We start from the raw sequence: 25,794 nt of genomic DNA on the forward strand, positions 1-25,794 counted from the left end.
CAATAATTTCGTTCTCACTCATTTTATCCCAATTGAGAATGAACCGCAATTAATTATTTAAAAAAATTCATTTATAAATGATTATTTAACTTTTTATTATTCTATTTACTTCTATAAAATTTCATAAATAAAAATCAATTTTATTTAGTATTAATTATTTCTATATCTAAATAAGTTAACAACATAAAAACTTTTAAAAAAAGTCAGAAAATAACAAGCATGAAAAATAAGCATGAATACTATTTATCAAAATAAAAAATAGGTCTTTGACAAAATTATAACTGATAAATGCCAAATAATCATAAATAATTCATTGGTTATTCCTTTTTTATTTTTATTAAATAAATTTTATAAAGTGATTTATTAACAATTCACTCATCAAAATTTGAACCAATAGAACTTATTAAAATAAGTAGTAAAGAATAGGTGAATTATTATATATGATGAGTAAATATATGTTAATTTATTATTCAAGACAGGTAAATACAAAATGAGATAAATAGAATCCTTGATTCTATTTATCTCATGAATAACTGTGTATTGAACTACTTGAAGAATGACTTGAAAAACTACCTGAGTGATATTTTGAATTCACACAGTCAGTGAACAAAAATTAGAAAATTCATTTTACTTATCCACAGGAACGATTGCCCCATGCCATTTTTTTAAGATCCAATCCTTCGTTTCTTTTTCATGTAAAGCCTTGATTAATTTTTTTACGCGTTTATCATTTTTATCTTCTTTTCTGACTGCGACGATATTGGCATAAGGACTGCTTTGTTTTTCGAGAGCCAATGCTTCTTTTTTAGGATTCATTCCTTTATCAACAGCAAAATTTGAGTTAATAAGCACAGCTGCACCTTCTTTATTTTCATAGAAACTGGTCATCATTGCTGGGTCACTCTCATGATTAAATTTTAAATGCTTCACATTTTTATCAATGTCATCAAACGTTGCATTGACTTCATCACTATTTTTTTTCAAAGTAATCAATCCATGATCTTTAAGAATCGCCAATGCTCTTCCCCAATCGGTCTGTGAATTACTAACATAAATTGTGGAACCTTTCGGAATATCATTTAAATTTTTATATTTTTTAGAATAAAAACCAACCGGTTCTAAATGGATGTTGCCAACATTGACAAAGTCATAGCCTTTTTCCTTCTTTGCTTTATCTAGATAGGGAGAATGTTGAAAATAATTAGCATCAATATCTTTATTTTCTAATGCTTCATTGGGCAAAATATAATCTGTATAGGTTGTTACCTCCAGCGTAATTCCCTCTTTTTTTAATAATGGTTTTACATGCTCCAAAATTTCTGCGTGTGGAACAGGTGAAGCACCAACTTTCAATACCGACTGATCACTTTTCTTGCCACCACATCCACTTAAAATAAAAATTGTTAAACCTGCTATAAAAATTGATGCCAGTGTACGTTTTTTCATCGTTACCTCTCCTTTTTATCGTTTATCTACCTTTTTAACAACCATATCACCAATGAATTGAATAATAAATACAATAATTAAAATACAAATGGTTGCGACTAAAGTAACTGTATTTTGACCTCTTTGGAAACCGTCTTGATAAGCTAGACTTCCCAAACCGCCAGCACCAATTGCAGCTGCCATTGCTGTATAACCTACTAATGAAATCGTGGTAACCGTTAATCCTGAGATCAATGCTGGTAGACTTTCCGGCAATAAAACCTTCCAGATGATTTGAAGACGATTGGCACCCATTGCCTCAGCCGCTTCAATGACACCTCGATCAATTTCATGAAAGGCAATTTCAACCATTCTTGCATAGAAGGGTGCTGCAGAAATAATCAAAGCTGGCAAAGCGCCAGTGACACCAGACATACTTCCTAGTAGATTTTTGGTAAAGGGAATTAATAAAACAATTAAAATAATAAATGGAATGGAACGAAAAATATTAACAAAAATCGCAACAATCCAATATAAAATTTTTGTTAGACTATTATTAGATTTTTCAGAAGTTTCAAATAATAACAACCCTAAGAGCAAACCTAAAATTGTTACAATAATAATAGAAATTCCTGTCATCGTCAATGTTTCAATCGTTTTCTCTTGTAACTTTGCGAGATCTATTTGTGAAAAATCAAAAAAACTAGAAATCCCTTCATTCATGATCAATCACCTCTGTTTCTACTTTGAATCTTTGTAGTGCCTGGATCGTTTTTTTAATATTTTCTTCTTCACCTAATAGCTGGATATACAAAGAACCAATCGCTCCCTGTTTCGTTTGGTTAATATTGCCATATATAATACTAATATCAACTTCATATTTTTTTATAAGTTGTGAAATAATTGGTAGTTTTACTTGTTCACCATGAAAAGTTAACCGAACAATACTGCCTTGTGGGTATTGTTTCAGCAATTCATTAATGATGCCTTCTGTTTCTTCTCTATCTCCATCTGTTTCTTGCATAACAAAACGTTTTGTCACTTCTGTTTTTGGCTTTTTGAAAATATCTATCACATTTCCTGCTTCAATAACTTGACCATTTTCCATGACAGCCACATGATTACAGATTTTCTGAATGACATGCATTTCATGTGTGATTAAAACAATCGTTAAGTTTAAAGTTTGGTTAATCTTTAATAATAATTCTAAAATTTCATCTGTCGTTTGTGGGTCAAGAGCACTGGTTGCTTCATCACAAAGTAAAATCTTTGGTTCGTTTGCTAAAGCACGAGCGATACCGACACGTTGTTTTTGTCCACCGGATAATTGGCTAGGATAAGCTGTTTCTTTCCCTTTAAGGCCAACTAAATTTACCAATTCTGCTGCACGCGTTTTACGTTCAGATTTTGCAATGCCAGCTATTTCTAAAGGCAGAAGAATATTTTCAAGTACTGTTCTAGACCATAGCAAATTAAAATGTTGAAAAATCATTCCAATCTTTTCACGAAATTGACGTAATTCGCGACTGGAAAGCTGTTTTACATTTTGCTTTTGCACAATAACTTCACCGTTCGTTGAAAATTCTAATCCATTCAACAAACGTACTAAAGTACTTTTCCCTGCTCCAGAGTAACCAATAATGCCATAAATATCTCCCTGATTTATTTCTAAGGAGATATTATTAAGTGCCTTGACTTTACCAGCCTTGGTGGAAAATATTTTATTTACATTTTTTAATTCAATATAGGCCATTTTAGCAATCCCTCCGTCTGTATTTTCTAAAAATTCACATAATTATCCATAAAAATAAAAAAGCTCTCATCCTTCTGCCAAAATTGACAAAAAGGACGAAAGCGTTTATTTCGTGTTACCACCTTAGTTTTCTATTGCTTCACAGCAACAGACTCATACAGTACAATCCAATACCGTGGTGCTTTAACGGGCACTTCCGTAATAAGTTTGCATACAGCTCGCCTATTCATCTCAAAGACCATCTTCCTTATCCTAATTGTTCCCTATTTTCAGCCAACAAGGGTCTCTTCCAAACAACTTAGATAAGTACTCTTCTTTTCAAAGGTTTTGCTTATTTTCTTTCTATATAATTCTCAATTATATTATCAAAACAATGAAATGTCAATCCTATAATTGATCAAATTGTTCTTTTGCTACCTCTGTAAGTGTCACAATCCATAGTTTTTCTTCATCCAAATCATCTAAAATACTAGAATCCTCGGCAGCTGCTTCATTAATCGAGTGAATGGTGCCAGTTAATGGACTTTCATATTCGCTGACAGATTTTTCTGCTTCCAACTCAATTAATGATTCTCCTTTTACTATGGTTTGTCCTGGTTTAGGAAATGTTGCATAAGTAATTTTTCCTAATTCATCTTGTGCTTGATTGGTTAAACCAATCCGATAACCATTGTCTACTGGAGCTACCCATAGTATTTCTTCAACAATTTTTCTGTTAATGTTAGTATTTCTTATTACTTCTTCATACTTTGCTTCATTAAAGCCATTGATTAAAAATCGATCTTCTTTACTAAGTATCGGACGTTTAATCAACATGCCATCTTTTGATAAACATTGACTAGCTTCAGTTATTGAAAAATTAGGGACTTTTTCTTTTAATCCTTGTTCTCTATAATGTTGTCCACTCGTATTAAAAAATTTTCTTAATGGTTGTTCGCCTTCTTCCATCCACGTTGCTAAGAGTTGTTCGCTTGGCGGATTTTTTATCATGTCAACCGTACGATATTCTATATTCTTTTTATCTAACCATTTCTTCGCCTTTTGGCAAGTTGAACATTTGGGATACCAATATAATATATACATAAAATTCCTTCTTTTTAGTATTTTTTGCGATTTAACTAAACAAAATAAACCTACTTGATTTACTATCATTTTTCATTGATAGATACAAAATCAGGTGAATTTTAATATTAGTATAGTGGAATAGTTGATGAAAGGCAATCACTATTCCAGCAATCATTATTTCCTATTAAACAAGAGCATGATCATGATGCAGGAAACAAAACAGGCTACTATCAATAAATACAAGTATGGAATTTGTGCTATTTTACTATGTTTAATGTTTTTCATAAATGAATAAAGAGAGATCTTATATAAAATTACAATTCAATTGATTTAAAATAAAATACGTCAAAATTGCTTCTACTTTACTGCTGCTTTATCAATGAGCAATAACTAAAAAAAGGATAAATAACATAAAATTTTTCATATTATCAAAAATTTCTTTACAAATTCCTATTTCCATTTTATAATCAAATATATCTTTTGCCAGCTTAGCTCAGTTGGTAGAGCAACGCACTCGTAACGCGTAGGTCACAGGTTCGATCCCTGCAGCTGGCATAACTAAAACGAATTAACAAAAAACGATTTGCTTTTAAAATGAAAAGCAAATCGTTTTTTGTTTTAATTAACCTAGTTATTCGTTCCATTTCATCGATCAATTAAAGTAATCTAAAAATATTACTAGTGAATTAGCCACTTTTCAATATCAATCAATGTGTTATTTTTTAATTTTTACTATTAAGTTAGGAATTATTGTTTATAACCTATTTAGTACCAAATAATCGATCGCCTGCATCTCCTAAGCCTGGAACAATATAGCCATTTTCATTTAAATGATCATCTAAGGCTGCTGTATAGATATCTATATCTGGATGTGCTTCTTGTAACGCCTTGACGCCTTCAGGAGCAGCAACCAAACAAACAAATTTAATATTACTACCGCCACGCTTTTTCAAGGAATTAATCGCCATAATCGCTGAACCTCCAGTTGCAAGCATGGGATCAACCACAAATAATTGTCGTGCTGCAAGATCTTCTGGCATTTTTATAAAGTATTCTACAGGTTCTAATGTTTCATGATCACGATATAAGCCAATATGTCCTACCTTTGCGGCCGGAATTAATCCTAAAATACCATCTACCATTCCAATCCCTGCACGTAAAATTGGAATAATTGCCACTTTTTTTCCTGATAATGTTTTTTGAGTGGTTTCCACAATGGGTGTTTCAATACTGATTTCTTCAAGTGGCATATCTCTTGATACTTCATAAGCCATTAGCATGGCAATTTCATTAACAACCTCCCGAAAAACCTTTGTACCACAATCTTTATTACGAATAATTGTTAATTTATGTTGAATTAATGGATGATCAATGACTTGAAATTTTCCCATAGTTACTCTCCTTTAGTTGGTTTGCTTTTTCTGTTCTATTGTAAATCAAAATACAACAATTGACCAGATAATCCTTTACTATATATTTAAAGGATATTTTTGTGTTAATTTTTGGACATTTGCTCGAATTTCCTGCTGAATAGGATCATTTGTTGGATTTGCTAGAGCTTTAATAACTAGTTCTGCCACCTTTATAGCATCTGCTTCTTTAAATCCTCTTGTAGTAATGGTTGGTGTCCCAATACGAATACCACTGGTTTCAGATGATGTTTGTTGTTCAAAAGGAATCGCATTTTTATTCACTGTAATAGCAACATTCTCTAAAATTTCTTCTGCTTGTTTACCATTTAGACCAAATCCCAATACATCAACCAATAACAAATGATTATCTGTTGAACCACTTACTAAGCGAGCTTCTGGCGCCTGATTAAATACCTTTGTCATAGCTTTGGCATTGTTGATCACCTGATTCGCATAATGCTTGAATTCTGGATCTAAAGCTTCTTTAAATGCAACAGCTTTTGCAGCAATAATGTGTTCCAAGGGACCTCCTTGCAATCCAGGAAAAACCATTCTATTGATCTTTTCTGCTAATTTTTCATCATTTGTTAAAAGTAATCCACCTCGTGGTCCTCTTAAGGTTTTATGTGTAGTACTTGTTGTTATATCAGCATAAGGAATAGGACTAGGATGAAGACCAGCAGCGACTAATCCAGCAATATGTGCCATATCTACTAGTAATTTTGCATCTATTTCATCTGCAATTTCACGGAATTTTTTAAAGTCGATTGTTCTTGCATAAGCACTGGCACCAGCAACAATTAATTTTGGTTGGTGTTTTCGAGCTAAAATACGTACAACTTCATAATCAATGACTTCAGTCGTTGGATCTACACCATAACCAACAAAATCATACATTTTTCCACTAAAATTCATTGATGCACCGTGAGTGATATGTCCACCAGAAGAAAGTTCCATACTAAGAACTTTGTCGCCTGGTTCAATTAAAGATAGATAAGCCGCTGCATTTGCTTGCGATCCAGAATGGGCCTGAACATTTGCATAGGAAGCATTAAATAATTGTTTTGCTCGATCAATCGCTAGTTGTTCAATTTCATCGATAAATTCACAACCACCATAATGTCTTTGATTTGGATAACCTTCCGCATATTTATTTGTTAATAGACTACCTTGTGCAGCCATAACTGCTTTTGAAACTATATTCTCTGAAGCAATTAACTCTAAATTGTTTTCTTGACGATTTCTTTCTTTTTTTATCGCCTGCCATAATTCCGGATCATATCTTTGAAAATCCATCTCTCATCCCTCACCTATTTATTTTGTATTTAATTTATTATACTCAATTTTACTCCGAATAAAAAGTTTGATTGGAAAATACTTTTTGGCCTGCTGCTTTTTTTAATCGATTCATATAGGCAAGAGCCATAGATCTTTCGGCAAATCCCTGTGCAAAAATAACATCAACCGCCATTTGGTCTAGCTCACGTAAACCCGCAAATAAATATTTTGCTGCATTTATAGCTGTATCTTCTCCAAATGAAAATGTAGCTGTTATTTGTGATCGGTAGGTATCAACAATTTTTTCATCTGCAAATAAGCCAATCTTTAGTCGTCTTTCTTTTGCTAAATGAATAGCTTTTTCCCAATCAGCCGGCATTGAAATAATCCAAACAGCTGTATCAGGTGAATAGTGTTTATATTTCATCCCCGGTGCTTTTGGTTGTTCTTTCTCATTGAGTAGATGTTGATCAACAGCTACCTTTCCAATGATTACTTTCAATTCTTGTTTTGTAATTAATCCTGGTCGCAATATTGTAGGCACTTCTGTTGTTAAATCTAAAACAGTGGATTCTATTCCAATTTGTGTTGCTCCACCATCTAAGACACCAGCAATTTTTCCTTGTAGATCATGATAGACATGTTCAGCAATTGTTGGACTTGGCTTTCCAGAAGTATTGGCACTAGGTCCAACTAAAGGCACACCAGCCTGATGGATAAGTTCTAACGTTAGCCGATTATTTGGGATTCGAAAAGCTGCTGTTGTTAGTCCACCTGTTACAACTTCTGGAAAAGTTCCCGGCTTGATATTAAAAATCATCGTTAATGGTCCTGGCCAGAAATGTTTTGCTAGCTTTTCAGCAATAAATGGAAAATTACTAACATACTTTTTGATTTGTTCAACCGTTTCAACATGAATAATTAATGGATTATCACTAGGACGACCCTTTGCCTCATACACTTCTTTTACTGCTATTTCATCTAGTGCATTGGCTCCAAGACCATAAACTGTCTCAGTTGGAAAAGCAATCAACTCTCCTTGTTTAACAAATTTAGCAGCTATAGGTAATTCTTGTTCTAAAAATAGTTGTGTTGTTTTCATATTTTATCCTCTAATATTTATCAATGTAGCTCTCCTACTTATTACAAAAGAGCTGAAAATAAATTCAATGCTACAAGCTTTTATGTAATAGCTACAATACGATCATTTTTAGCTAAATCTTTTTTAATGATGATTTGTTTCGTTGGAAAAGCTTGCTGAAAAATTTCCTGTACCGCTTTTCCTTGTTGAAATCCAATTTCAAGATAAATTTTTCCATCTTCTTTAAGAACCTTTTTCGCTTCTTCGGCCAAACGTTGATAGATAGCTAGACCATTTTGATCAGCGAATAATGCCAAGGCAGGTTCATACTTAATCACACTTCGATCCATCCAATTCTTCTCTGCTTTGCTTATATAAGGCGGATTGGAAATTATCATGTCAACTTTCTGTCCATTCATCATGAGCGGCTCGAGAAGATCGCCAGACAAAAAATCAATGGTTGTATTTAATATTTTTGCGTTTTCTTGTGCAACAATCAATGCCTGTTTAGAAATATCAATCCCTGTCACCTGCCACTGTGGACGAGCGTGCTTTAAACTAATGGCAATGGCCCCTGTCCCTGTTCCAACATCTACTATTGTTGAATAGGCAGCTTCATTTTCTTTTAAACAATAATCAACCAGCTCCTCTGTTTCAGGTCTTGGAATTAGTGTGTGTTCATTAACCAAAAAAGGTAAGCCATAAAACTCCGTTTCACCCAGTAAATATTGAGGTGGATAATCGTTTAATAACTTAGAAAGATCTGTTTCCAATTGTTTTTTTTCCTCTTTGGACATTGTTTCTTTCATATGTTGTAGCCAGTCGATTTTCTCCCAGTTTTTTCGTTTCAAAAAAACATAGTAGATGGCATGACATTCTTGGCCATTTTTAATTAAAAGAGAAGAAGCCCATTGTAGGACTTCAAAATAGCTATTCTCCATTTTGCAACTCTTCTAATTTAGAAGTTTGATCATAAAGAACCAATGCATCAATAATTTCGTCTAATTTGCCTGATAATACTTGGTCTAATTTTTGTAAGGTTAAGCCAATTCGATGATCTGTTACGCGGTTTTGTGGAAAATTATAGGTCCGGATTCTTTCAGAACGATCACCTGTACCAACTGCTGATTTTCTATCAGCATCATAGGCACTTTGTGCCTCTTGTTGTAATTGGTCATAGACCCGTGTTCTTAGTATTTTCATTGCCTTTTCTCTGTTTTTTAATTGAGAACGCTCATCTTGCATCGCCACAACAATCCCAGTTGGGAGATGTGTTAAACGAACTGCTGAAGCTGTTTTGTTAATATGTTGTCCACCAGCTCCACTAGCATGATAAATATCTGTCCGAATATCCTTATCTTCTAAGTCAATTTCTACTTCTTCTGCTTCAGGCATTACGACAACGGTTGCTGTTGAAGTATGGATTCTCCCTTGCGACTCAGTTGAAGGAACACGTTGAACGCGATGTGCCCCACTTTCATATTTAAGTTTTGAGAAGACATTTTCACCAGTTATCATCATAATAACTTCTTTATAACCACCAATACCTGTAATATTTGCATCCATTACTTCAATTTTCCAACCTTGTAATTCAGCATATTTTTGATACATAGAAAATAAATTACCAGCAAATAAGGCAGCTTCATCGCCACCTGCTGCTCCTCTTATTTCCATGATAATATTTTTATCATCATTTGGATCTTTTGGAAGTAGCAAGATTTTAATTCTATCTCCCAACACTTCTTTTTCTTGTTTTAACTCAGATAATTCTTCCTTAGCCATTTCAAGCATTTCAGATTCCAGTGATTCACCAAGTAATTCCTCTGTATCTTTTATTCCCTGTATAACCTGCTTATAACGACGATACACCTCAACGGTTTCTCTAAGATTTGCTTCTTCTTTTGATAGTTTTAAAAAGCGATTTGTATCACTGATGATCTCTGGATCACTCAGTAATTCTCCTAATTCTTCGTATCGATCTTCAATTGCTTGTAATTGATCATACATGATTATTTTTCTCTCCTCAATTATTTTTCAATGCTTATTCGATTAAATGGGTGGACAAAAATAATGATACCGACAAACTGGGTAATAGGATTCATTGCCGCCAATTTGTACTTGATCCCCTTCATAAATAGGTTTACCATCTATATAATGAAGATTCATAATTGCTTTTTTATGACAAAACCAACAAATGGTTTTAATTTCTTCAATTTTATCTGCATATAAAAGCAAATATTTTGAACCCTCAAACAGTTCATTACGAAAATCATTTTTTAATCCAAATGCCATTACTGGAATATTTAATTTATCAACAATACGTGATAGATCAATAACATGATGTTTTTCTAAGAATTGTGCTTCATCAATTAATAAACAGTAAGGTTGATCTTTTAAATGTTCAACGAACTGAAAGATATTCGTTTGCGAAAAAATCGGTGTTGCTTGTCGACAAAGACCAATCCGACTAGACACATTTCCTACTCCATCACGTGTATCCATTCCACTTGTCATGATCGTAACAGGTTTTCCCTGTTCTTCATAATTATGAGCAACTTTTAAAATTTCAATAGTTTTTCCACTATTCATTGCACCATACCTAAAAAATAGTTGAGCCATTATTCCTATACCTTTCCATTAGTTCTATCGTATTTTACTATATTTTTAATAAAAAATCAGTAATTAAAAATAATTGTAACTAAATTCTACAAAATAGCTTATTTAAACAAATAAATAATTGACATTTATTCTAACAAAAATGATGCTTTTATTTGATCATAAAGATAGGTATCTATCTTTATGATCAAATAAATTGGAGAAAAATTATCCATTTATATACATTATATACAAAATTTTCTGATCTATTGTTATTATATTAATTTATAATTAGTTTTTTATTAGTAATTATTAGAATATGAGTTATTTTTTACTATTCTACTCAATAGTCTAAGTTTCTTATTTTCTTTCTATCTTGATACTCTTATTATAAAACACTCATCAAAAAAATAGATAGTATAATTCACATTAGTTTTTCTTTTGTTTTCTTACGCATAGTATCTTTTTCTATGATTAGGATGAATAAGAAAAGCTAAAGAAGATTAAATTTCTTTTTTACTTATGTTATGATAGATGCATTGAATAACTATTCTAATATCAACAAGATAAATAGGAATCGGAGGACCTTCTATGAACGTACGTAGTTCCATCGCTGTTGCCGCTGGTAAAACTTCCCAATGGTTTTTACAAACCTTTCTTAAGGGTGGAAGTAGTTATCCTGGTAAATTAGCATTAAAAATAGATCCAAAAATCTTGGATACTCTAGCAAAAGACTATGAAACAATTATTGTAACAGGCACCAATGGAAAAACATTGACAACGGCATTAATTGTAAATATTTTAAAACAAGAATTTGGTGATGTTTTAACAAACCCGACAGGTGCAAATATGGAACAAGGGATTGTTTCAACTTTCCTTGGTGCTAAAAAAACACATCAACAAAAAAAATTTGCAGTATTAGAAATCGATGAAGCAAGCTTAAGTCATGTGACAAAATATATTAAACCACAGACATTTGTATTCACAAACATTTTCAGAGATCAAATGGATCGCTATGGAGAAATTTATACTACTTATCGTTTGATTTTAGAAGGTGCAAAGGCTGCACCAGAAGCACTAATTATCTGTAATGGTGATTCACCGATTTTTAATTCAACAGATACAATGAATCCAAGAAGTTATTATGGATTTAACCATTTACCAGATAAAGATCAGGCTGCCCATTACAATACAGATGGTTTACTATGTCCTAAATGTCAGCATATCCTTAATTACAAAATGATTACTTACGCCAATCTTGGAAAATACTATTGTTCAAATTGTGGTTTTCATCGTCCTCAGTTAGATGTTTCATTAACAGCTATCAATCAGATGGATAATCATTCTTCTGATTTTACCATTGATGGTTCAACCTATCATATTCCAGTGGTCGGTATGTATAATATTTATAATGCTTTGGCTGCCACAGCCGTTGCAACACATTACCATATTTCAGCTGAGAAAATTAGGACTGGTTTGAAAGATAATGATGAAATCTTTGGTAGACAGGAAACAATTCAGATTGGTGATAAAGAATGTACATTAATTTTAGTTAAGAATCCTGTAGGATTGAATCAGGTCATTGATATGATTGGTTTAACGCAAACATCTTTCTCACTCGTCTCTTTACTAAATGCAAATTATGCTGACGGTATTGATGTTAGCTGGATTTGGGATGGAAATCAGGAAGCATTTGCTACAATGAATATTCCAGCTGTCATTGCAGGTGGTGATCGTCATCAAGATATGTCTTTACGTCTAAAGGTCGCTGGAATTCCTGAAGAAAAAATAAAAGAAATCTCCTCATTAGATACAGTCATTGATGAAATTAAAAAATTGCCAACAAAAAATGTTTATATTTTAGCTACCTATACAGCAGTGTTACAATTACGCAAATTGCTTACAGATAAAAAATATATTCAAGGAGGAATGAGTGGTGCCAAAAAATAAGTTGAACATTTGCCATTTGTATGGCAATTTAATGAATACTTATGGCGACAATGGAAATATATTGATGTTAAAGTATCTTAGTCAAAAAATGCAAATCGAAGTCCAATCAGAAGTGGTCAGTATTTATGAACCTTTTGAACCTGAAAAATACAACTTTGTTTTTTTTGGAGGAGGACAAGATTTTGAACAAAAAATTATTTCAGAAGATATTCAAAAGAAAAAAACAAGTTTAGTAAATTATATAGAAAATAATGGTGTGCTTTTAGCTATTTGTGGTGGTTATCAACTTTTAGGTCATTATTATATTGGTGCTAATGGTGAAAAAATAGATGGCATTGGAGCATTGGATTACTATACACTAAGCCAAGAAAATAACCGCTACATTGGTGATATTGAAATTTATAATGAGGAATTTAATGAAACCTATTATGGTTTTGAAAATCATAATGGTAGAACATTTTTAGGTGAAAATCTTCGTCCCTTAGGTAAAACTAAAAAAGGAAATGGCAATAATGCGGAGGATGGTACTGAAGGTGTTCATTATAAAAATGTTTTTTGTTCTTATTTTCATGGTCCCATTCTTGCCAGAAATGAAAACCTAGGTATTCGATTGATTCATCAAGCATTAGCAAATTAACTTCTTTATATTGACTATTTATTCACCTATTTTTCTATTATTTATTTAATGCTTTAAATGATTAAAAATTTCTGCTTAGTTATCCTATGTAAATAAACTCTATAATATAACTAAATTTTTAATCATCTAACAATAATTAAAAATATACCATTTATTAGATTAATCTCCTATTTCAATCTAAACTATATTAAGATTGAAATGGAGGATTAATCTTATTAAATTTTACTGATTAGTTAGTAATGTTACTTGGTTCAGAAGCAATAATTGTTACTTCGCCTTCGATTCGCCAACTTTCAATCGAAGCAGGCAAAATGAAGCTGTCTCCTTTTTTTAATTCATATCGATCTACAGGAAGTGTCAACTCATTTTCAATAACTAAACTACCAGCTCCTTCTATAACGGTTGCTAGTGTATAGGGAGCTTGTTTTTTTAATCCTAAAATTCCCTGAACCTGCCACTCATAAACATTAAAAAATTTTGATTTGAGATAAATCGTTATGGTGGATGTTCCTTCATTCTTCTGTTGTGTTTTTAATATAGGTGCCTTAAATGGAATTGTTGCAACATCAATTGATTGCTGAATGTGTAGTTCACGTTTGTTTCCTTTTGCATCTCTTCGATTATAATCATAGACTCGATAGGTTGTGTCACTGCTTTGTTGTGTTTCTAAGATCATAATTCCCTTACCAATAGCATGGATCGTACCGCTGGGCACATAGAAAAAATCACCTTTCTTTACGTGAATTTTCCTCAATAATCCATCCCATTGATTTTTTTGAATCATCTCTTTAAATTCTTCTTTTGTTTTTGCATTATGCCCATAAACAATGGTAGCATTTGGATCTGCATCAATAATATACCAACATTCGGTTTTTCCAAGTTCACCTTGATGCTTTAATCCATAAGTATCATCTGGATGTACCTGAACAGAAAGATTGTCTTCTGCATCAATAATTTTGGTCAAAAGGGGAAATACTTCGCCTTCAGCATAATCAAATAATTCTCTATGATTTTGCCAAAGCTCATTTAACTTGACACCTTTATAAGGACCATTTAAAACAGTACTCACACCATGAGGATGGGCACTAATTGCCCAATCTTCGCCAATATTATGACTAGGTAAATCGAAATCAAAAATGGTTTTTAGCCGGTCGCCACCCCATATTTTTTCTTGAAAAACAGGCTTTAAAAATAGTGGTTCTTCTATCATTTGGAACCCTCCTCTTATATTATCATTATATCATCTAATCAAGAGACTTATGAGTCATAGCTGCTTTTTCTTACAAATATTGCTGTACAAGCTCATCTCGACATTTTATATATATTTCTTTGTGATCCACTGGATGGATTCGATTGGATAAAAAAATGAAGGCTTCTTTTTGTTGCACATCGATTAACAAAAAGGTGCCAGTATACCCTGTATGAAACAAAAGTGGATGATTATCACTTAAATCATTTTTCAACTTCCAGCCAAGTGACCAACTATTTTCATCAAAAGGTGTTTGATTTATTAGTAAGGCTTGAATCGTCTCAGGAGTTAAAATGCATTTACCTTCATAGCTTCCTTCATTTAAATACATGGAAACAAAATTTACCAGGTCTTTGTTATTTGTAAACAATCCAGCATTGCCAGCATGCTCTTTTAAGATGAATGCTTTCGGATCATGTGTCTGTCCCTGGATAATACCTCGTTCTTTATGATTCTCAGTTGGTATACAGATTTTATAATCATCTAGTAAAAATGTGCTCATTGACATTTGCAAGGGTTGTAAAACGTTTTTCGTAAAAATTGTCACTACATCCTCATTAAAGATCGACTCCAACATAAATCCCAATAAAATTGTACCTGTATCAGTATACATAACTCTTTTTCCCAGATATTTACCTGATTGTAATTGGTTATACGCTTTTCTTAATTCTTCCTTATTCAATTGATCTCTATTAGAAATATATCCTGTTATATCTGAAGTATGTGTCATTAAATGATGAATCGTAATTTTTTCATCATTAAAATCAGGATAATATTTTTTTATGGGATCCTCTAAAGCAATTATGCCCTCTTGCCATAATTTTAAAATAACTGTAGTCGTACAAATAACCTTTGTTAAGGAAGCTACATCAAAAAGTAAATTTGGTGTCAATGGTTGACGTGTAGGAAGAAGTTGTGCATCACCAAAACAATAACTTTCTTGATTGTTATTTCTTATAAAGGTAAATGCTACACCTGGAAAAATCTTTTTCTTTAGTAATTCCTGAATCATTGCCTGTGTTTGTTTATACATATTGAACACTCACTTAATTTTTACTTTTTAACAACGCTATTTTTTAATATTTGGATGACGCATAAACCACCATTCAATACCTAATTTATCATAAATTGTAATAAATGTTTTTCTTTTATCAATAAAAAAATTGACTTGTTCTGCCTGTAGATGTTCTTCCAATTGTCGCATATCTCCATCACACACCACCGGACAAATCAAAAATTCAATGCCTAACTGATTTTTATTTGCTATTGACCGTTCATTTAGTTTATCTTCTTGCAAAGCAATAGAGAAATGGCCTTCTCCCATTGTTAATATATTATTATAGTTTTCTAATAAGGACATTCCCAAAGTATTTTGATAGAAATGCACGCTATCTCTATTTTTTTCTGTGTTCAAATAGATTAAGTCAAATTTTGCTTCTTTTGATAATCCATGATAGACAGGTAACCCCTTTTGTAATAATTTGTCTAAGTTTAAAAGAGAAAGATCGCCTTTTTCTTCATTCAAAGATAAGGGTACATTACAATAAAGCTCTAATCTATTGCCTTCTGGATCTAGCAAAAAAATACTTCTACGTGCGTTTCTGATGATTGCTCCTTCTATAGGATATTTATTACTAACAATTCTTCTAGCAATGGTTGCCAACTCAACCTCATTAGGCAGTCGTAAAGAAAGTCCAGCAAGCCGTTTTGTTTTGCTGCCTTGTTCGATCGACTCCATCTCTTCTAAGATCAACAACTGACTATCCAATTCGACAGTACCGAAAACAGATAAATTATTTTCTTCTGTTTTCAATACAAAACCGACAATATCCCTATAAAATTTAAGCATCTCTTCAGAATTATTAATACGTAATGCGACCGTTTTGACATAAATGTTTTTTGGCAATTTAAATTTATTCATTCGTCTTCCCCCCGAATGTTCATCTTTTTATATTCTATACATCGTACATAAAATCATCAAGCAATAGGTCCTTTTAATGATCTTACAAAACTTCTTATACCCAACAAATGACAACATATAAATACTTAAATAACTGATCTATTTATTAAAAATCCTATTAATAAACTATTCCGTATTTTACTCATTAATTACGTTAAAGTTTGAGTATTGCTTTTAAAATAATTACTCCTTTTTTACTTTCTATTATAATCCTTTTATCCAATTCAGTTAGAAAAAGATGCATTTAAATAAATTTAATCTTTGTCAAATCATAACAATATAATTAAAAATTTTATATCTTATTATCTATTAAAAAAGATAGAATAATTCTTACTTGTTTACTATTAATGTTCTATTTGACCAAAACAGAAAACTTTAATTATTTCTTATGCAACCTATATTAAAAGTATTCTTTGATCATTCGAATAAAAAATACAAGTAACATAAACGATGTAAAAAGGTTTTAATTTAATAGCCATACAATTACTCTATGAAGTTATTTAATCATAAAAATTGGTTAATTGTTAAAATATGAATCTTTTTTTCATTGATTACTTGTTAATTTTCTTTAATAAAAATTGAATTAAAGTTTATCCTTTTCTACATTTTATCTTTAAATAGTTCTATTAATACGCCCATTAATTATTCAAAATTAATTATTATTCTTTCAAAGAATATCTTATCAAACTTATTTATGGTTATCCATACTATCTAAAACAAAAAATAAAATAACAAATTCTCATTATTCATAAATTATGATTTTTTTCTCTATCAAATCACTCATTAAAAAAGATTAACAAAATAAATGAATAAAGATAGATAGAGTAACTTTTTATTCATTTATTCCATTAATCTTACACTTTATATTTCTATTAAGAAATCATTATTGCGAGAATTGACTGTTATAAAGTTTTTCGTAAAAGCCATTTTTTTTCATTAACTCTTTATGTGTTCCTGTTTCAACAATTGAACCATGATTCATAACAATAATATTATCGGCATCTTGAATAGTAGATAATCGGTGGGCAACAACAAAACTTGTTCGATTTTTTAGCAGTTTACTCATAGCTTGTTGGATTAAAAGCTCAGTCCTGGTATCAACGCTGGAAGTAGCTTCATCTAAAATTAATACATCTGGATCAGCTAAAAATGCTCGAGCAATGGTTAACAATTGTCTTTGGCCATGAGAAATGTTGCTTGCTTCCTCGTTTAAGATTGTGTGATACCCATTTGGCAGCTTACGTATGAATTCATCAGCACAAGCTGCTTTTGATGCTGCATATACTTGTTCCTCTGTTGCCTGTGTGTTTCCATATATAATATTATCATAAATACTACCAGTAAATAACCAGGTATCTTGAAGAACCATTGCAAAGTGAGCTCGCAATTCATTTCTTCCTAAATCTCTCGTATCGACGCCATCATATTTAATGCTCCCACCATTAATATCGTAAAAACGTTCCAGCAAATTAATCAGAGTGGTCTTACCAGCTCCTGTAGGACCAACAATAGCTATCATTTCACCAGATTTTACTTCTAAGTTAAAATCAGTGAGTAACAGATGATTGGCTGTATAACCAAATTGGACATGTTCAAATTGAACTTTATAGAAATCATTCTTCTCAGCAGGAATACCAGAAGGCCTATTAACTATTTCCGGCTCATCTAATAATTCAAAAATACGTTCAGCAGAAGCAATCGTTGACTGAATTGTATTTAATAAATTAGATATTTGAACAATGGGTTGTGAAAATTGATTGGTGTACTGTAGAAAAGCTTGAACGTTTCCTATTGTAATTGTTCCATGTGCAACGTTTATTCCACCCACTACAGATACAAAGACGTAACCAAGATTTTTGATAAAATTCATTAAAGGCATAATAATAGCAGAAATAAATTGTGCTTTCCAACCCGCTTTATAAAGTTTTTCATTTTCTTTTTTAAATGCTTCTTGATCTGTTGCTTCATGATTAAAACTTTTGACAATAATATGACCTGCATAAGTTTCTTCTACCTGATTATTTAATAAACCTAAACTATTTTGCTGGATCGTAAAAAATTTTTGTGAACTTGGTGCAATAATCATAACAACGACTAAACTAAGTGGCACGGTAATTAAGGTAATTAAAGTCAATTGCCAACTAATGGTTAACATCATAAATAAAACACCAAAAATTGTGATCACATTTGTAATCAACTGTGTTAAATTTTGTTGCAGTGTACTTGCAATATTATCCATATCATTAATTGCTCTTGACATAATATCACCATTATTGTGTGTGTCGTAATAGGAAATCGGTAATTTATTCATCTTTGCTTCTAATTCGTGTCTTAAATCATAAATGGTTCGTTGGGAGACACGTGTCATAATAAATTGTTGTAAAAAGTCAAACAATGCAGAACAAAGATACATGACAAAAGCAATCATTAGAATTTGCGGAATTTTTTGAAAATCAATCGGGTAAGAAGAAATTGCGATTCCCTTTTTAGTTTTAGCAATTCCTTCCATAACACCTTGATAAATTTCTGTTGTTGTCCCACCCAATATTTTAGGTGTTTGTATTTGAAAAATAACAGATGAAATAGCAAGAATTAGAACAAAGGTAATCGGAATAAGTCGTCTTGACATATATTTAAATAATCGATGGGTCGTTCCCCAAAAATTTTTTGCTTTTGCAGTGGATGGATTTTTAATATTTTTGTTTCCGCCCATTGGACCACCTGATGTATTATTTACCTTCATGCACTCTCTCCTTCCCGAAGTTGTGAATGCACAATTTCTTGATAAGTTTTATTATCTTTCATTAATTCACTATGTGTTCCTTTACCGACTAATTTTCCCTCGTCTAACACTAAAATCATTGTTGCTTCCATAACTGTGCTAACACGCTGGGCAACTAAAATAACAATGGCTTCATTAATATTTTTTTCAGAGCACTCCTTAACTTATCATCTGTATTGAAATCCAAAGCTGAAAAGGAATCATCAAATACATAAATATCGGCTTTTTTTACCAAGGCACGAGCAATGGCTAAACGTTGTTTTTGTCCACCTGAAAAATTATTTCCTCCCTGTTCAACATGACTATCAAGCCCATGTGGCATTTCAGAAATAAAGTCTTTCGCTTGAGCAATTTCTAAGGCTTTCCAAATTTCTTCATCTGTTGCATTAAAGGCACCATATTGCATATTTTCACGAATCGTTCCTGAGAATAATACGGCTTGTTGTGGAACAAAACCAACATGATCTCTTAAATTATGTTGTGGAACAGTTGCAATATCCTCGCCATTTATTAAAATTTTTCCTTTTTCTAAATTGTAAAAACGTGGAATCAAATTAATTAATGTGGTTTTTCCCGAACCGGTACCTCCAATAATAGCTACCATACTACCAGATGTAGCAGTAAAATTAATATCATCAAGCGCTAATTTTTCTGCACCCAAATAACGATAATAAACATGTTCAAATAATAATGAAGCTTTTTCTCCTTTAAACATAATTTTTTTATTGGTAGGTTTATCAATAATACTTCGCTTGCTGCTTTTCATATCTAATACTTCATTAATACGTTCAGCAGAAGCTTGAGCACTGGGAACAAGAATGAAAATCATTGTTAACATCATAAAACTAAATAGAATTTGTACAGCGTAGGTCATAAAAGCAACTAAATTTCCTACTTCCATTCGTTTATTTGCAATATAGTGACCACCAAGCCACGAAATTGCAATATTTGTTCCACTTATAATCAGTGTCATCATAGGCATCATTAAAGCAACGATGGTATTTACTTTAATAGCCGTTTGTGTGTAATCTCTATTAACGTTATCAAATCGTTTCTCTTCATAACTTTCTTTATCAAAAGCTCGAATAACACGAACTCCAGTTAATTCCTCTCTAAACACTAAATTTAAACGATCTGTTTTCTTTTGAATACTTTTAAACAATGGCACTGCAAAATAGATGACACCACCTACGACAACTATCATTACAGGCAAAACAACAATAAAAATTTTAGTTAACTGATGATTATTTAAATAAGCTAATATGATTGCACCTACCAATGTAATTGGCGCCATAATCATTAAACGCAGAAACATTTGCATAACTAGCTGAACTTGAGTAACGTCATTTGTCGTTCTGGTAATTAAAGAGGCTGTTCCGAATTTATCAAATTCATCGTTCGATAGATTTTCAATTTTTTGATAGATAGCAAAACGTAAATTTTTTCCTAATCGTTGTGATTCTCTTGTAGCAAAAAAAGTATTGGCAATTGAGGCTATAATACTAATAAAAGAAAAACCAATCATCCAAAAACCAATCGACCAAATATAAGGAATATTGCCTTTTGCCACGCCCTTATTGATAATTGCCGATGTCAAACTGGGTAAATACAAGTTCGTAACCACTTGTAATGCCATAAAAATAATTGCTGCTAATGTTGAGAAAAATGACATTCGTTTCGCTAATTTAATCATTGAGTTTCTTTCCTTCTTTCTTCCAACATACTTTATAGCGTATCTAAAGACAAATTATTAATAATCAATAACAACATAAATTAAGACAACCACAAAATAAAGTTAAATAAATTTATTTTACAATAGGATCAGTGTGTATTTGTTAAAATTATATTATTTAGCCTTCATTATTTCTTTTAATAATTTCACTAGTTTACTGAATATATTTCATTTTTTATTATTCTAATAATTAAAAATGAAATAAATAAAATCATCTATACAAATTATTTTATTTTTCATTTCTTTTAGCAAAATGATAATTATAAATTAACTACTCCTTAATTATGGTGTATAAATGGTTTTGCAAATTATTTACCTATAAAATGAAATTTTCTGTTTTAATTCTTTTATCACCATTTTGATAGGTTGATTAGCGTTTAATAAGATTATATGTGGATATTTAATCAGATATTGTTTATTTGCATACTCTTTTTCATAAGTTGATATTCTTTTTTGAATAATTGTTTGGTCTTTTTCTCTATAATTTAAACGAATTCTAATATTCTCTTTTGATACATCAAAAAATACAGGAATGACTTTATCTCCCAATCGGTCGGATAGATTTTTGAATCCTGAATAAGTTAAAATGGCATAAGCATTATGCTGATCTGTCTTTAAAACAATATCTTTAAAAATGGTGCCATACCAATTACCATGATAACAATCATATTCAGCAAAAGCTTGTTGATTCATTAATTGTTTAAACCGTTTTTCTGAATCAAAATAGTAATCAATGCCATTTTCTTCTTTTGGTCGTTTTGCTCTTGTTGTATGTGAAATTACTTTTTTATAGTTTGAGAATACATTATTTGCAACAACCGTTTTCCCTGAACCACTTGGTCCAATCAAAATAAAAATAAAATGTTTAAGCAATTCGTTAATCCTTTCTTTTCCCTAATTTTTAAGGAAATATTCTATTTTTTTGAACAAAATAATAAATTCATCTTTTGATTATTTCTAGCTTTCTTTACTCTCTATTTTAAATCCAATTTGATTAAGATTCTAATATTTGTATAATGAAGTAAACATTTGGACTCATTGTCTACTCAGCAGTACGGCAGAATTATCAATCAAGCTTTAAATAATAAATATAAGGCATCAATGAGTTTCATTGATGTCTTATATTTTTTAATCTATTTTTATTACAAACAGATTTTAATGAGCTGAAAATCAGAAATAAATGAGCCATTTTTAAATTATTTATTTTTTGATATCACCAATTATGAATGATTAATTTCTGCCTTTTTAGATATAATTGTTAAAAGTTCTTCACCATGAGCAATTTTTTGTTGATCAATAACCATTATTTTCGCATAGTTATTCGTATTTGTAATAACAATCGGCGTAATTATGGAATATCCAGCTGCTTTAATCTTTCCTATGTCAAATTTTACTAATAAATCACCTTTTTTCACTTGAGCACCTTGTTGTGTCAAAACTTCAAATCCTTCACCTTTTAATTCAACTGTATTCATCCCTAAATGAATTAACACTTCAATACCATCTGAGGTTGTTAACCCAATAGCATGCCCTGTTGGAAATAATGTTGTTAATTCACCATCTGCTGGTGCATACAACACTCCTTCTAATGGATCAATAGCAACTCCTTGACCTAATGCACCAGTAGAGAAGGCTTCATCTTCTATTTCTTCTAACGGTAGTATGTTTCCTGTCAATGGGCTAGCTAAAATCATTTGATCTTCTGATTGATTCGTTGAATTTAAAGCGTCTTTTTCTGTTTGACTTTTTTCTACAGGAATATCATCATTATCTTTTCCAACTGTAGCTAAAGCACTATCTGGTTCATCTTGAAATCCTAGAATAAAGGTTAAAATAAAAGCGATAATCACAGCAATGACAACGCCAATTGCTGCAGAGATTAATCCGGTCATGTTTTTTGTGTCTTTAGGAATAAATCCTGGTAAACTTAAAAGACTGACTAGTCCAAAAGAGAAATTTTGAACATGTTTAAATGCGATAAATCCACCACCAACAGCTCCACCAATACAGGCGGCAATAAAAGGACGCTTAAGCGGCAAGGTGACTCCATAAACAGTAGGTTCTGTAATACTAAAGATTGAAGTAATAGAAGAAGATAAAGCCAATTCTTTTAATTTTAAATTCTTTGACATAAAAAATACTGCAAAAGCTGCTCCACCTTGTGATAAAACAGCCGGCAACAAGATTGGCATTAATGTATCTTGACCAAATTGTGATACATTAAGCATCATAATTGGAACCAGACCCCAATGCATACCAAAAATAACAAGAACCTGCCAGAATCCTCCCATGATTATCCCAGCAACCAATGGACTAAAGTTATAAAGTGTATTATAAATACCACCTAATAAATTACCAAGAACAATGCCAATTGGGCCGATAATGATAAATGTGATCGGTGCCATAATTAGAAAAACACCTAAAGGTACACCAATAATCTGTAGAAAACTTGGAATTATTTTCTTAAAGAAATGTTCTACGTATTGTTGGATGAAAACAGCTAGAATAATAGGTATAACAGAAGAGATATAACCATTTGGACCTAAAATAACCGGAATACCCCAAAAACTTAATGTTTTTCCAGCCAATTCATTAATACCTGGATGGACGAGTGCCATGGCTAAACAGACAGCTAAATAACGATTCGTATTAAATTTTTTGGCAGCAGTAAAAGCTAATAAAATTGGTAAATATGTAAATATTCCATCAGCAATTGCAAAAAAAACTAAATAAACACCTGAACGATCACTTAGCCAATTTAGTGTTAACGCGAGCGTTAAAAAACCTTTCAATATTCCGGCACCTGCTAATGCACCTAGAAATGGCGTAAAAATAGCAGAAATAATATCTATCAATCAACTTAAAATATTTTCTTTTTTCTGACTTTCATTATGTGAATCGTTAGCAGAAAGGTGATTTTCTTTCATCAATTCGTCATAGACATCACCAACCTTCGGACCAATAACTACCTGATACTGTCCACCACTTTGAATAACTTGAAGAATAGCTGGATCTTTTTTTAATTGTTCTGTATTGGCTTTTTTTTCATCTTTTAATTTAAAACGTAGTCTAGTAGCACAATGAACAACACTTATAACATTGTCTTTACCACCAACGTCCTTTATTACACGTCTAGCAATTTCCTGATTTGTTTCCATATTATTTTACCTCCTTGTTCACTTTAATAGGATTGAAAGCCATTTTAGGTTTAAACATTTTGGAATGATTCTCGTTTTAATCTAGTATTTCTTAGTTCTCTTCATTCATTTTCTAAATATAAATATTTGTTTAAATTTCATAGGCATATAATTATTTTATTAGGATAAAAAATACAAAAATTAAAACAAATAGATATACCTTGTTTGGATTCAGACTAGCATGTTTTATTAAAAACTACAAACGATTACATTCAATTAACCATTTAGACAATTAAGATTATTGTCGAACTAGGTTAACTTGTATTTTTTATTTTTACTGTTAGAATAAAACTATATCTTTTTAGGAGGAATAGTATGTCAAATTTACTTGTAGTTAAAGCGCACCCTTTAGAAAAAGAAAATTCACGTTCAATGAAAGTTTTAGATAGATTTATTACGAGTTATCAAGCAAAAAATCCGCAAGATACTTTGAATATTGTGGATCTTTATAAAGAAAACATTCCAGAAATTGATGAAGAGATTCTTTTGGCTTGGAATCAGCTAGGAAATGGCAAAGATTTTGCTCAATTAACAGAAAGTCAACAAGCTAAATTACTTCTTTTCAATCAATCAACAGAGCAATTTATTGCTGTTAATAAGATTGTTATTGTTAATGCTTTATGGAATTTAACAATTCCTACACGACTAAAAGCCTGGATAGATACCATTTGTGTTGCTGGTAAAACATTTAGGTATACAGAAAATGGGCCAGAAGCATTAACACGTGGTAAAAAAGCATTGCATATCCAATCAAGTGGTAGCATTTATGAGGGTAAAGACTTCGCCTCTTTATATCTTGAACAAATATTAACCTTTATAGGTATCCATAACTATGAACAATTATTAATTGAAGGCATTGATCAGACACCTGAACGAGAAGAAGAATTAATGAATAAGGCCTTTGATGCAGCAGAGCTACTAGGAACAACTTTTTAATTCGCAATTTTTAATGCCATTTATACATTTTTTAATAGTTAATTCATATATAGAAAACAAAAATAGCAATCAAACTTAAAAGTTTGATTGCTATTTTCAAAGATATTGTTCTATCATTTTAAAGAAATAAAAATTTGAATATTACTTGATAGTTCTATCTCTCAATCTACTAATACTCTAAAAAATTGATATAAAAAGTATAATTTTGAAGTCATGGTCAAAATTATACTCACTTTCTGACTATTCTACTGGATTGACATTTTCATTTTCATATTCAATGATAGACCCGATGGATAATGTAGGTAATTCGTAAGGAGAAAGATATAAGCCATTTGCAATAGCATTTTCTTCAGATTCAGGTGTTTTATCGAAAACTAAAGTTACATGTGAAATACTGGATAAATTTTCATTAGCAATTGGACCAACATAACAAATGGTGTATTTTTTTTGATTAATACGTATAAAGTCACCTGGTTTTAATATAATTGGTTGAACTGGCTCCTTAAATTTTTGAATAACAGAATATTCCCTTAATGTCTGTGTAGCTGTCTCGCCAAAAAGAATGATCATTGGTTCATCTTCGGTAAGTGCATATTTTCCAATTTCTGTAACAAGTGCTTGCATTTATTTAATCCTTTCTCTATCTTTTTTATCATTATACCATTAAAAATAACTATAGATTTATCATTTAACCTGAATTGATTGGTAACTTTTTCTCTAATTACCTACTGCATTAAAAAAG

19 protein-coding genes, 1 tRNA gene, 3 pseudogenes and 1 other annotated feature are annotated in these 25,794 nt (G+C 31.3%); of the genes and pseudogenes, 4 read left to right on the forward strand and 19 right to left on the reverse strand.

All coding sequences use genetic code 11. The annotated features are described in order from the left end of the window. Positions 1-627: 627 nt before the first annotated feature. The 5 genes and pseudogenes from MPTP_RS06900 to MPTP_RS10035 all read right to left on the reverse strand — a co-directional run. Positions 628-1,446, reverse strand: coding sequence for a MetQ/NlpA family ABC transporter substrate-binding protein (locus tag MPTP_RS06900; protein WP_013774402.1), 819 nt, complete (start codon positions 1,444-1,446; stop codon positions 628-630). Between the two features lie 15 nt (positions 1,447-1,461). Further along, positions 1,462-2,148: a methionine ABC transporter permease gene (locus MPTP_RS06905; protein ID WP_013774403.1), complete on the reverse strand. Its 687-nt coding sequence runs from the start codon at positions 2,146-2,148 to the stop codon at positions 1,462-1,464. Continuing rightward, positions 2,141-3,178, reverse strand: a complete 1,038-nt coding sequence (locus MPTP_RS06910) for a methionine ABC transporter ATP-binding protein (protein WP_013774404.1) — start codon at positions 3,176-3,178, stop codon at positions 2,141-2,143. The genes MPTP_RS06905 and MPTP_RS06910 overlap by 8 nt, the downstream gene beginning before the upstream one ends. Before the next feature lie 88 nt (positions 3,179-3,266). Beyond that, positions 3,267-3,509, reverse strand: a binding site (T-box leader). A 56-nt stretch (positions 3,510-3,565) separates the two neighbouring features. After that, positions 3,566-3,913, reverse strand: coding sequence for a glycine cleavage system H family protein (locus MPTP_RS10030; protein WP_231849680.1), 348 nt, complete (start codon positions 3,911-3,913; stop codon positions 3,566-3,568). Then, positions 3,911-4,261: pseudogene (locus tag MPTP_RS10035) on the reverse strand (arsenate reductase family protein); the annotation flags it as partial. The gene MPTP_RS10030 and the pseudogene MPTP_RS10035, both read right to left, overlap by 3 nt. A gap of 464 nt (positions 4,262-4,725) precedes the next feature. On the opposite strand from MPTP_RS10035, the gene MPTP_RS06920 reads away from it, so the two are divergent. Continuing rightward, positions 4,726-4,798: transfer RNA gene (locus tag MPTP_RS06920), tRNA-Thr, on the forward strand. 206 nt (positions 4,799-5,004) lie between these two features. On the opposite strand, the gene upp is transcribed toward MPTP_RS06920, so the two are convergent. The 6 genes from upp to MPTP_RS06950 all read right to left on the reverse strand — a co-directional run bounded on the left by upp (position 5,005) and on the right by MPTP_RS06950 (position 10,633). Further along, positions 5,005-5,634, reverse strand: a complete 630-nt coding sequence (gene upp / locus MPTP_RS06925; protein ID WP_013774406.1) for a uracil phosphoribosyltransferase — start codon at positions 5,632-5,634, stop codon at positions 5,005-5,007. Between the two features lie 78 nt (positions 5,635-5,712). Further along, the gene (glyA, locus tag MPTP_RS06930; RefSeq protein ID WP_013774407.1) at positions 5,713-6,951 is read right to left on the reverse strand and encodes a serine hydroxymethyltransferase; all 1,239 of its coding nucleotides are present in this window, start codon (positions 6,949-6,951) and stop codon (positions 5,713-5,715) included. Positions 6,952-7,000: 49 nt separating this feature from the next. After that, positions 7,001-8,035: an L-threonylcarbamoyladenylate synthase gene (locus MPTP_RS06935; RefSeq protein WP_013774408.1), complete on the reverse strand. Its 1,035-nt coding sequence runs from the start codon at positions 8,033-8,035 to the stop codon at positions 7,001-7,003. 80 nt (positions 8,036-8,115) lie between these two features. Further along, positions 8,116-8,955, reverse strand: coding sequence for a peptide chain release factor N(5)-glutamine methyltransferase (prmC, locus tag MPTP_RS06940; RefSeq protein WP_013774409.1), 840 nt, complete (start codon positions 8,953-8,955; stop codon positions 8,116-8,118). Then, on the reverse strand, positions 8,945-10,021 hold the full coding sequence (gene prfA, locus MPTP_RS06945; RefSeq protein WP_013774410.1) for a peptide chain release factor 1: 1,077 nt from the start codon (positions 10,019-10,021) through the stop codon (positions 8,945-8,947). Before prfA ends, prmC begins: the two co-directional genes overlap by 11 nt. Before the next feature lie 42 nt (positions 10,022-10,063). Then, on the reverse strand, positions 10,064-10,633 hold the full coding sequence (locus MPTP_RS06950; protein ID WP_013774411.1) for a thymidine kinase: 570 nt from the start codon (positions 10,631-10,633) through the stop codon (positions 10,064-10,066). A gap of 567 nt (positions 10,634-11,200) precedes the next feature. Here MPTP_RS06950 and MPTP_RS06955 point away from each other — a divergent pair. Both MPTP_RS06955 and MPTP_RS06960 read left to right on the forward strand, forming a co-directional pair. Further along, positions 11,201-12,559: a Mur ligase family protein gene (locus MPTP_RS06955; protein ID WP_013774412.1), complete on the forward strand. Its 1,359-nt coding sequence runs from the start codon at positions 11,201-11,203 to the stop codon at positions 12,557-12,559. Continuing rightward, entirely contained in the window at positions 12,546-13,196 is a 651-nt protein-coding gene (locus MPTP_RS06960) for a type 1 glutamine amidotransferase (RefSeq protein WP_013774413.1), read from the forward strand. Before MPTP_RS06955 ends, MPTP_RS06960 begins: the two co-directional genes overlap by 14 nt. 229 nt (positions 13,197-13,425) lie before the next feature. Here MPTP_RS06960 and manA read toward each other — a convergent pair whose 3' ends face one another. The 7 genes and pseudogenes from manA to MPTP_RS06995 form a co-directional block, all read right to left on the reverse strand. Next, the gene (gene manA / locus MPTP_RS06965) at positions 13,426-14,403 is read right to left on the reverse strand and encodes a mannose-6-phosphate isomerase, class I (protein ID WP_172956394.1); all 978 of its coding nucleotides are present in this window, start codon (positions 14,401-14,403) and stop codon (positions 13,426-13,428) included. Positions 14,404-14,476: 73 nt separating this feature from the next. Then, on the reverse strand, positions 14,477-15,478 hold the full coding sequence (locus MPTP_RS06970; protein WP_013774415.1) for a serine hydrolase domain-containing protein: 1,002 nt from the start codon (positions 15,476-15,478) through the stop codon (positions 14,477-14,479). Between the two features lie 36 nt (positions 15,479-15,514). Continuing rightward, complete coding sequence (locus tag MPTP_RS06975) at positions 15,515-16,366, reverse strand: VOC family protein (RefSeq protein WP_013774416.1); 852 nt, start codon at positions 16,364-16,366, stop codon at positions 15,515-15,517. A 922-nt stretch (positions 16,367-17,288) separates the two neighbouring features. After that, positions 17,289-19,148, reverse strand: a complete 1,860-nt coding sequence (locus MPTP_RS06980) for an ABC transporter ATP-binding protein (protein WP_013774417.1) — start codon at positions 19,146-19,148, stop codon at positions 17,289-17,291. Then, a pseudogene (locus tag MPTP_RS06985) lies at positions 19,145-20,880 on the reverse strand (ABC transporter ATP-binding protein). Before MPTP_RS06985 ends, MPTP_RS06980 begins: the two are co-directional and overlap by 4 nt. A 351-nt stretch (positions 20,881-21,231) precedes the next feature. Continuing rightward, positions 21,232-21,792: a guanylate kinase gene (locus tag MPTP_RS06990; RefSeq protein ID WP_013774420.1), complete on the reverse strand. Its 561-nt coding sequence runs from the start codon at positions 21,790-21,792 to the stop codon at positions 21,232-21,234. Between the two features lie 347 nt (positions 21,793-22,139). After that, positions 22,140-24,077, reverse strand: a pseudogene (locus MPTP_RS06995) (beta-glucoside-specific PTS transporter subunit IIABC). A gap of 354 nt (positions 24,078-24,431) precedes the next feature. On the opposite strand from MPTP_RS06995, the gene MPTP_RS07000 reads away from it, so the two are divergent. Further along, the gene (locus tag MPTP_RS07000; protein WP_013774423.1) at positions 24,432-25,052 is read left to right on the forward strand and encodes an FMN-dependent NADH-azoreductase; all 621 of its coding nucleotides are present in this window, start codon (positions 24,432-24,434) and stop codon (positions 25,050-25,052) included. Positions 25,053-25,292: 240 nt separating this feature from the next. On the opposite strand, the gene MPTP_RS07005 is transcribed toward MPTP_RS07000, so the two are convergent. Then, the gene (locus tag MPTP_RS07005; RefSeq protein ID WP_013774424.1) at positions 25,293-25,676 is read right to left on the reverse strand and encodes a PTS glucitol/sorbitol transporter subunit IIA; all 384 of its coding nucleotides are present in this window, start codon (positions 25,674-25,676) and stop codon (positions 25,293-25,295) included. Positions 25,677-25,794: the final 118 nt, after the last annotated feature.

This window comes from Melissococcus plutonius ATCC 35311 (genome assembly GCF_000270185.1).
GTDB lineage: Bacteria > Bacillota > Bacilli > Lactobacillales > Enterococcaceae > Melissococcus > Melissococcus plutonius.

Excerpts from the sequence above, each read along its gene's own strand:
- MPTP_RS06900 (WP_013774402.1), bottom strand. The coding sequence starts at position 1,446 with ATGAAAAAACGTACACTGGCATCAATTTTTATAGCAGGTTTAACAATT.
- MPTP_RS06905 (WP_013774403.1), bottom strand. The coding sequence starts at position 2,148 with ATGAATGAAGGGATTTCTAGTTTTTTTGATTTTTCACAAATAGATCTC.
- MPTP_RS06910 (WP_013774404.1), bottom strand. The coding sequence starts at position 3,178 with ATGGCCTATATTGAATTAAAAAATGTAAATAAAATATTTTCCACCAAG.
- upp (WP_013774406.1), bottom strand. The coding sequence starts at position 5,634 with ATGGGAAAATTTCAAGTCATTGATCATCCATTAATTCAACATAAATTA.
- glyA (WP_013774407.1), bottom strand. The coding sequence starts at position 6,951 with ATGGATTTTCAAAGATATGATCCGGAATTATGGCAGGCGATAAAAAAA.
- MPTP_RS06935 (WP_013774408.1), bottom strand. The coding sequence starts at position 8,035 with ATGAAAACAACACAACTATTTTTAGAACAAGAATTACCTATAGCTGCT.
- prmC (WP_013774409.1), bottom strand. The coding sequence starts at position 8,955 with ATGGAGAATAGCTATTTTGAAGTCCTACAATGGGCTTCTTCTCTTTTA.
- prfA (WP_013774410.1), bottom strand. The coding sequence starts at position 10,021 with ATGTATGATCAATTACAAGCAATTGAAGATCGATACGAAGAATTAGGA.
- MPTP_RS06950 (WP_013774411.1), bottom strand. The coding sequence starts at position 10,633 with ATGGCTCAACTATTTTTTAGGTATGGTGCAATGAATAGTGGAAAAACT.
- MPTP_RS06955 (WP_013774412.1), top strand. The coding sequence starts at position 11,201 with ATGAACGTACGTAGTTCCATCGCTGTTGCCGCTGGTAAAACTTCCCAA.
- MPTP_RS06970 (WP_013774415.1), bottom strand. The coding sequence starts at position 15,478 with ATGTATAAACAAACACAGGCAATGATTCAGGAATTACTAAAGAAAAAG.
- MPTP_RS06975 (WP_013774416.1), bottom strand. The coding sequence starts at position 16,366 with ATGAATAAATTTAAATTGCCAAAAAACATTTATGTCAAAACGGTCGCA.
- MPTP_RS06980 (WP_013774417.1), bottom strand. The coding sequence starts at position 19,148 with ATGAAGGTAAATAATACATCAGGTGGTCCAATGGGCGGAAACAAAAAT.
- MPTP_RS07000 (WP_013774423.1), top strand. The coding sequence starts at position 24,432 with ATGTCAAATTTACTTGTAGTTAAAGCGCACCCTTTAGAAAAAGAAAAT.
- MPTP_RS07005 (WP_013774424.1), bottom strand. The coding sequence starts at position 25,676 with ATGCAAGCACTTGTTACAGAAATTGGAAAATATGCACTTACCGAAGAT.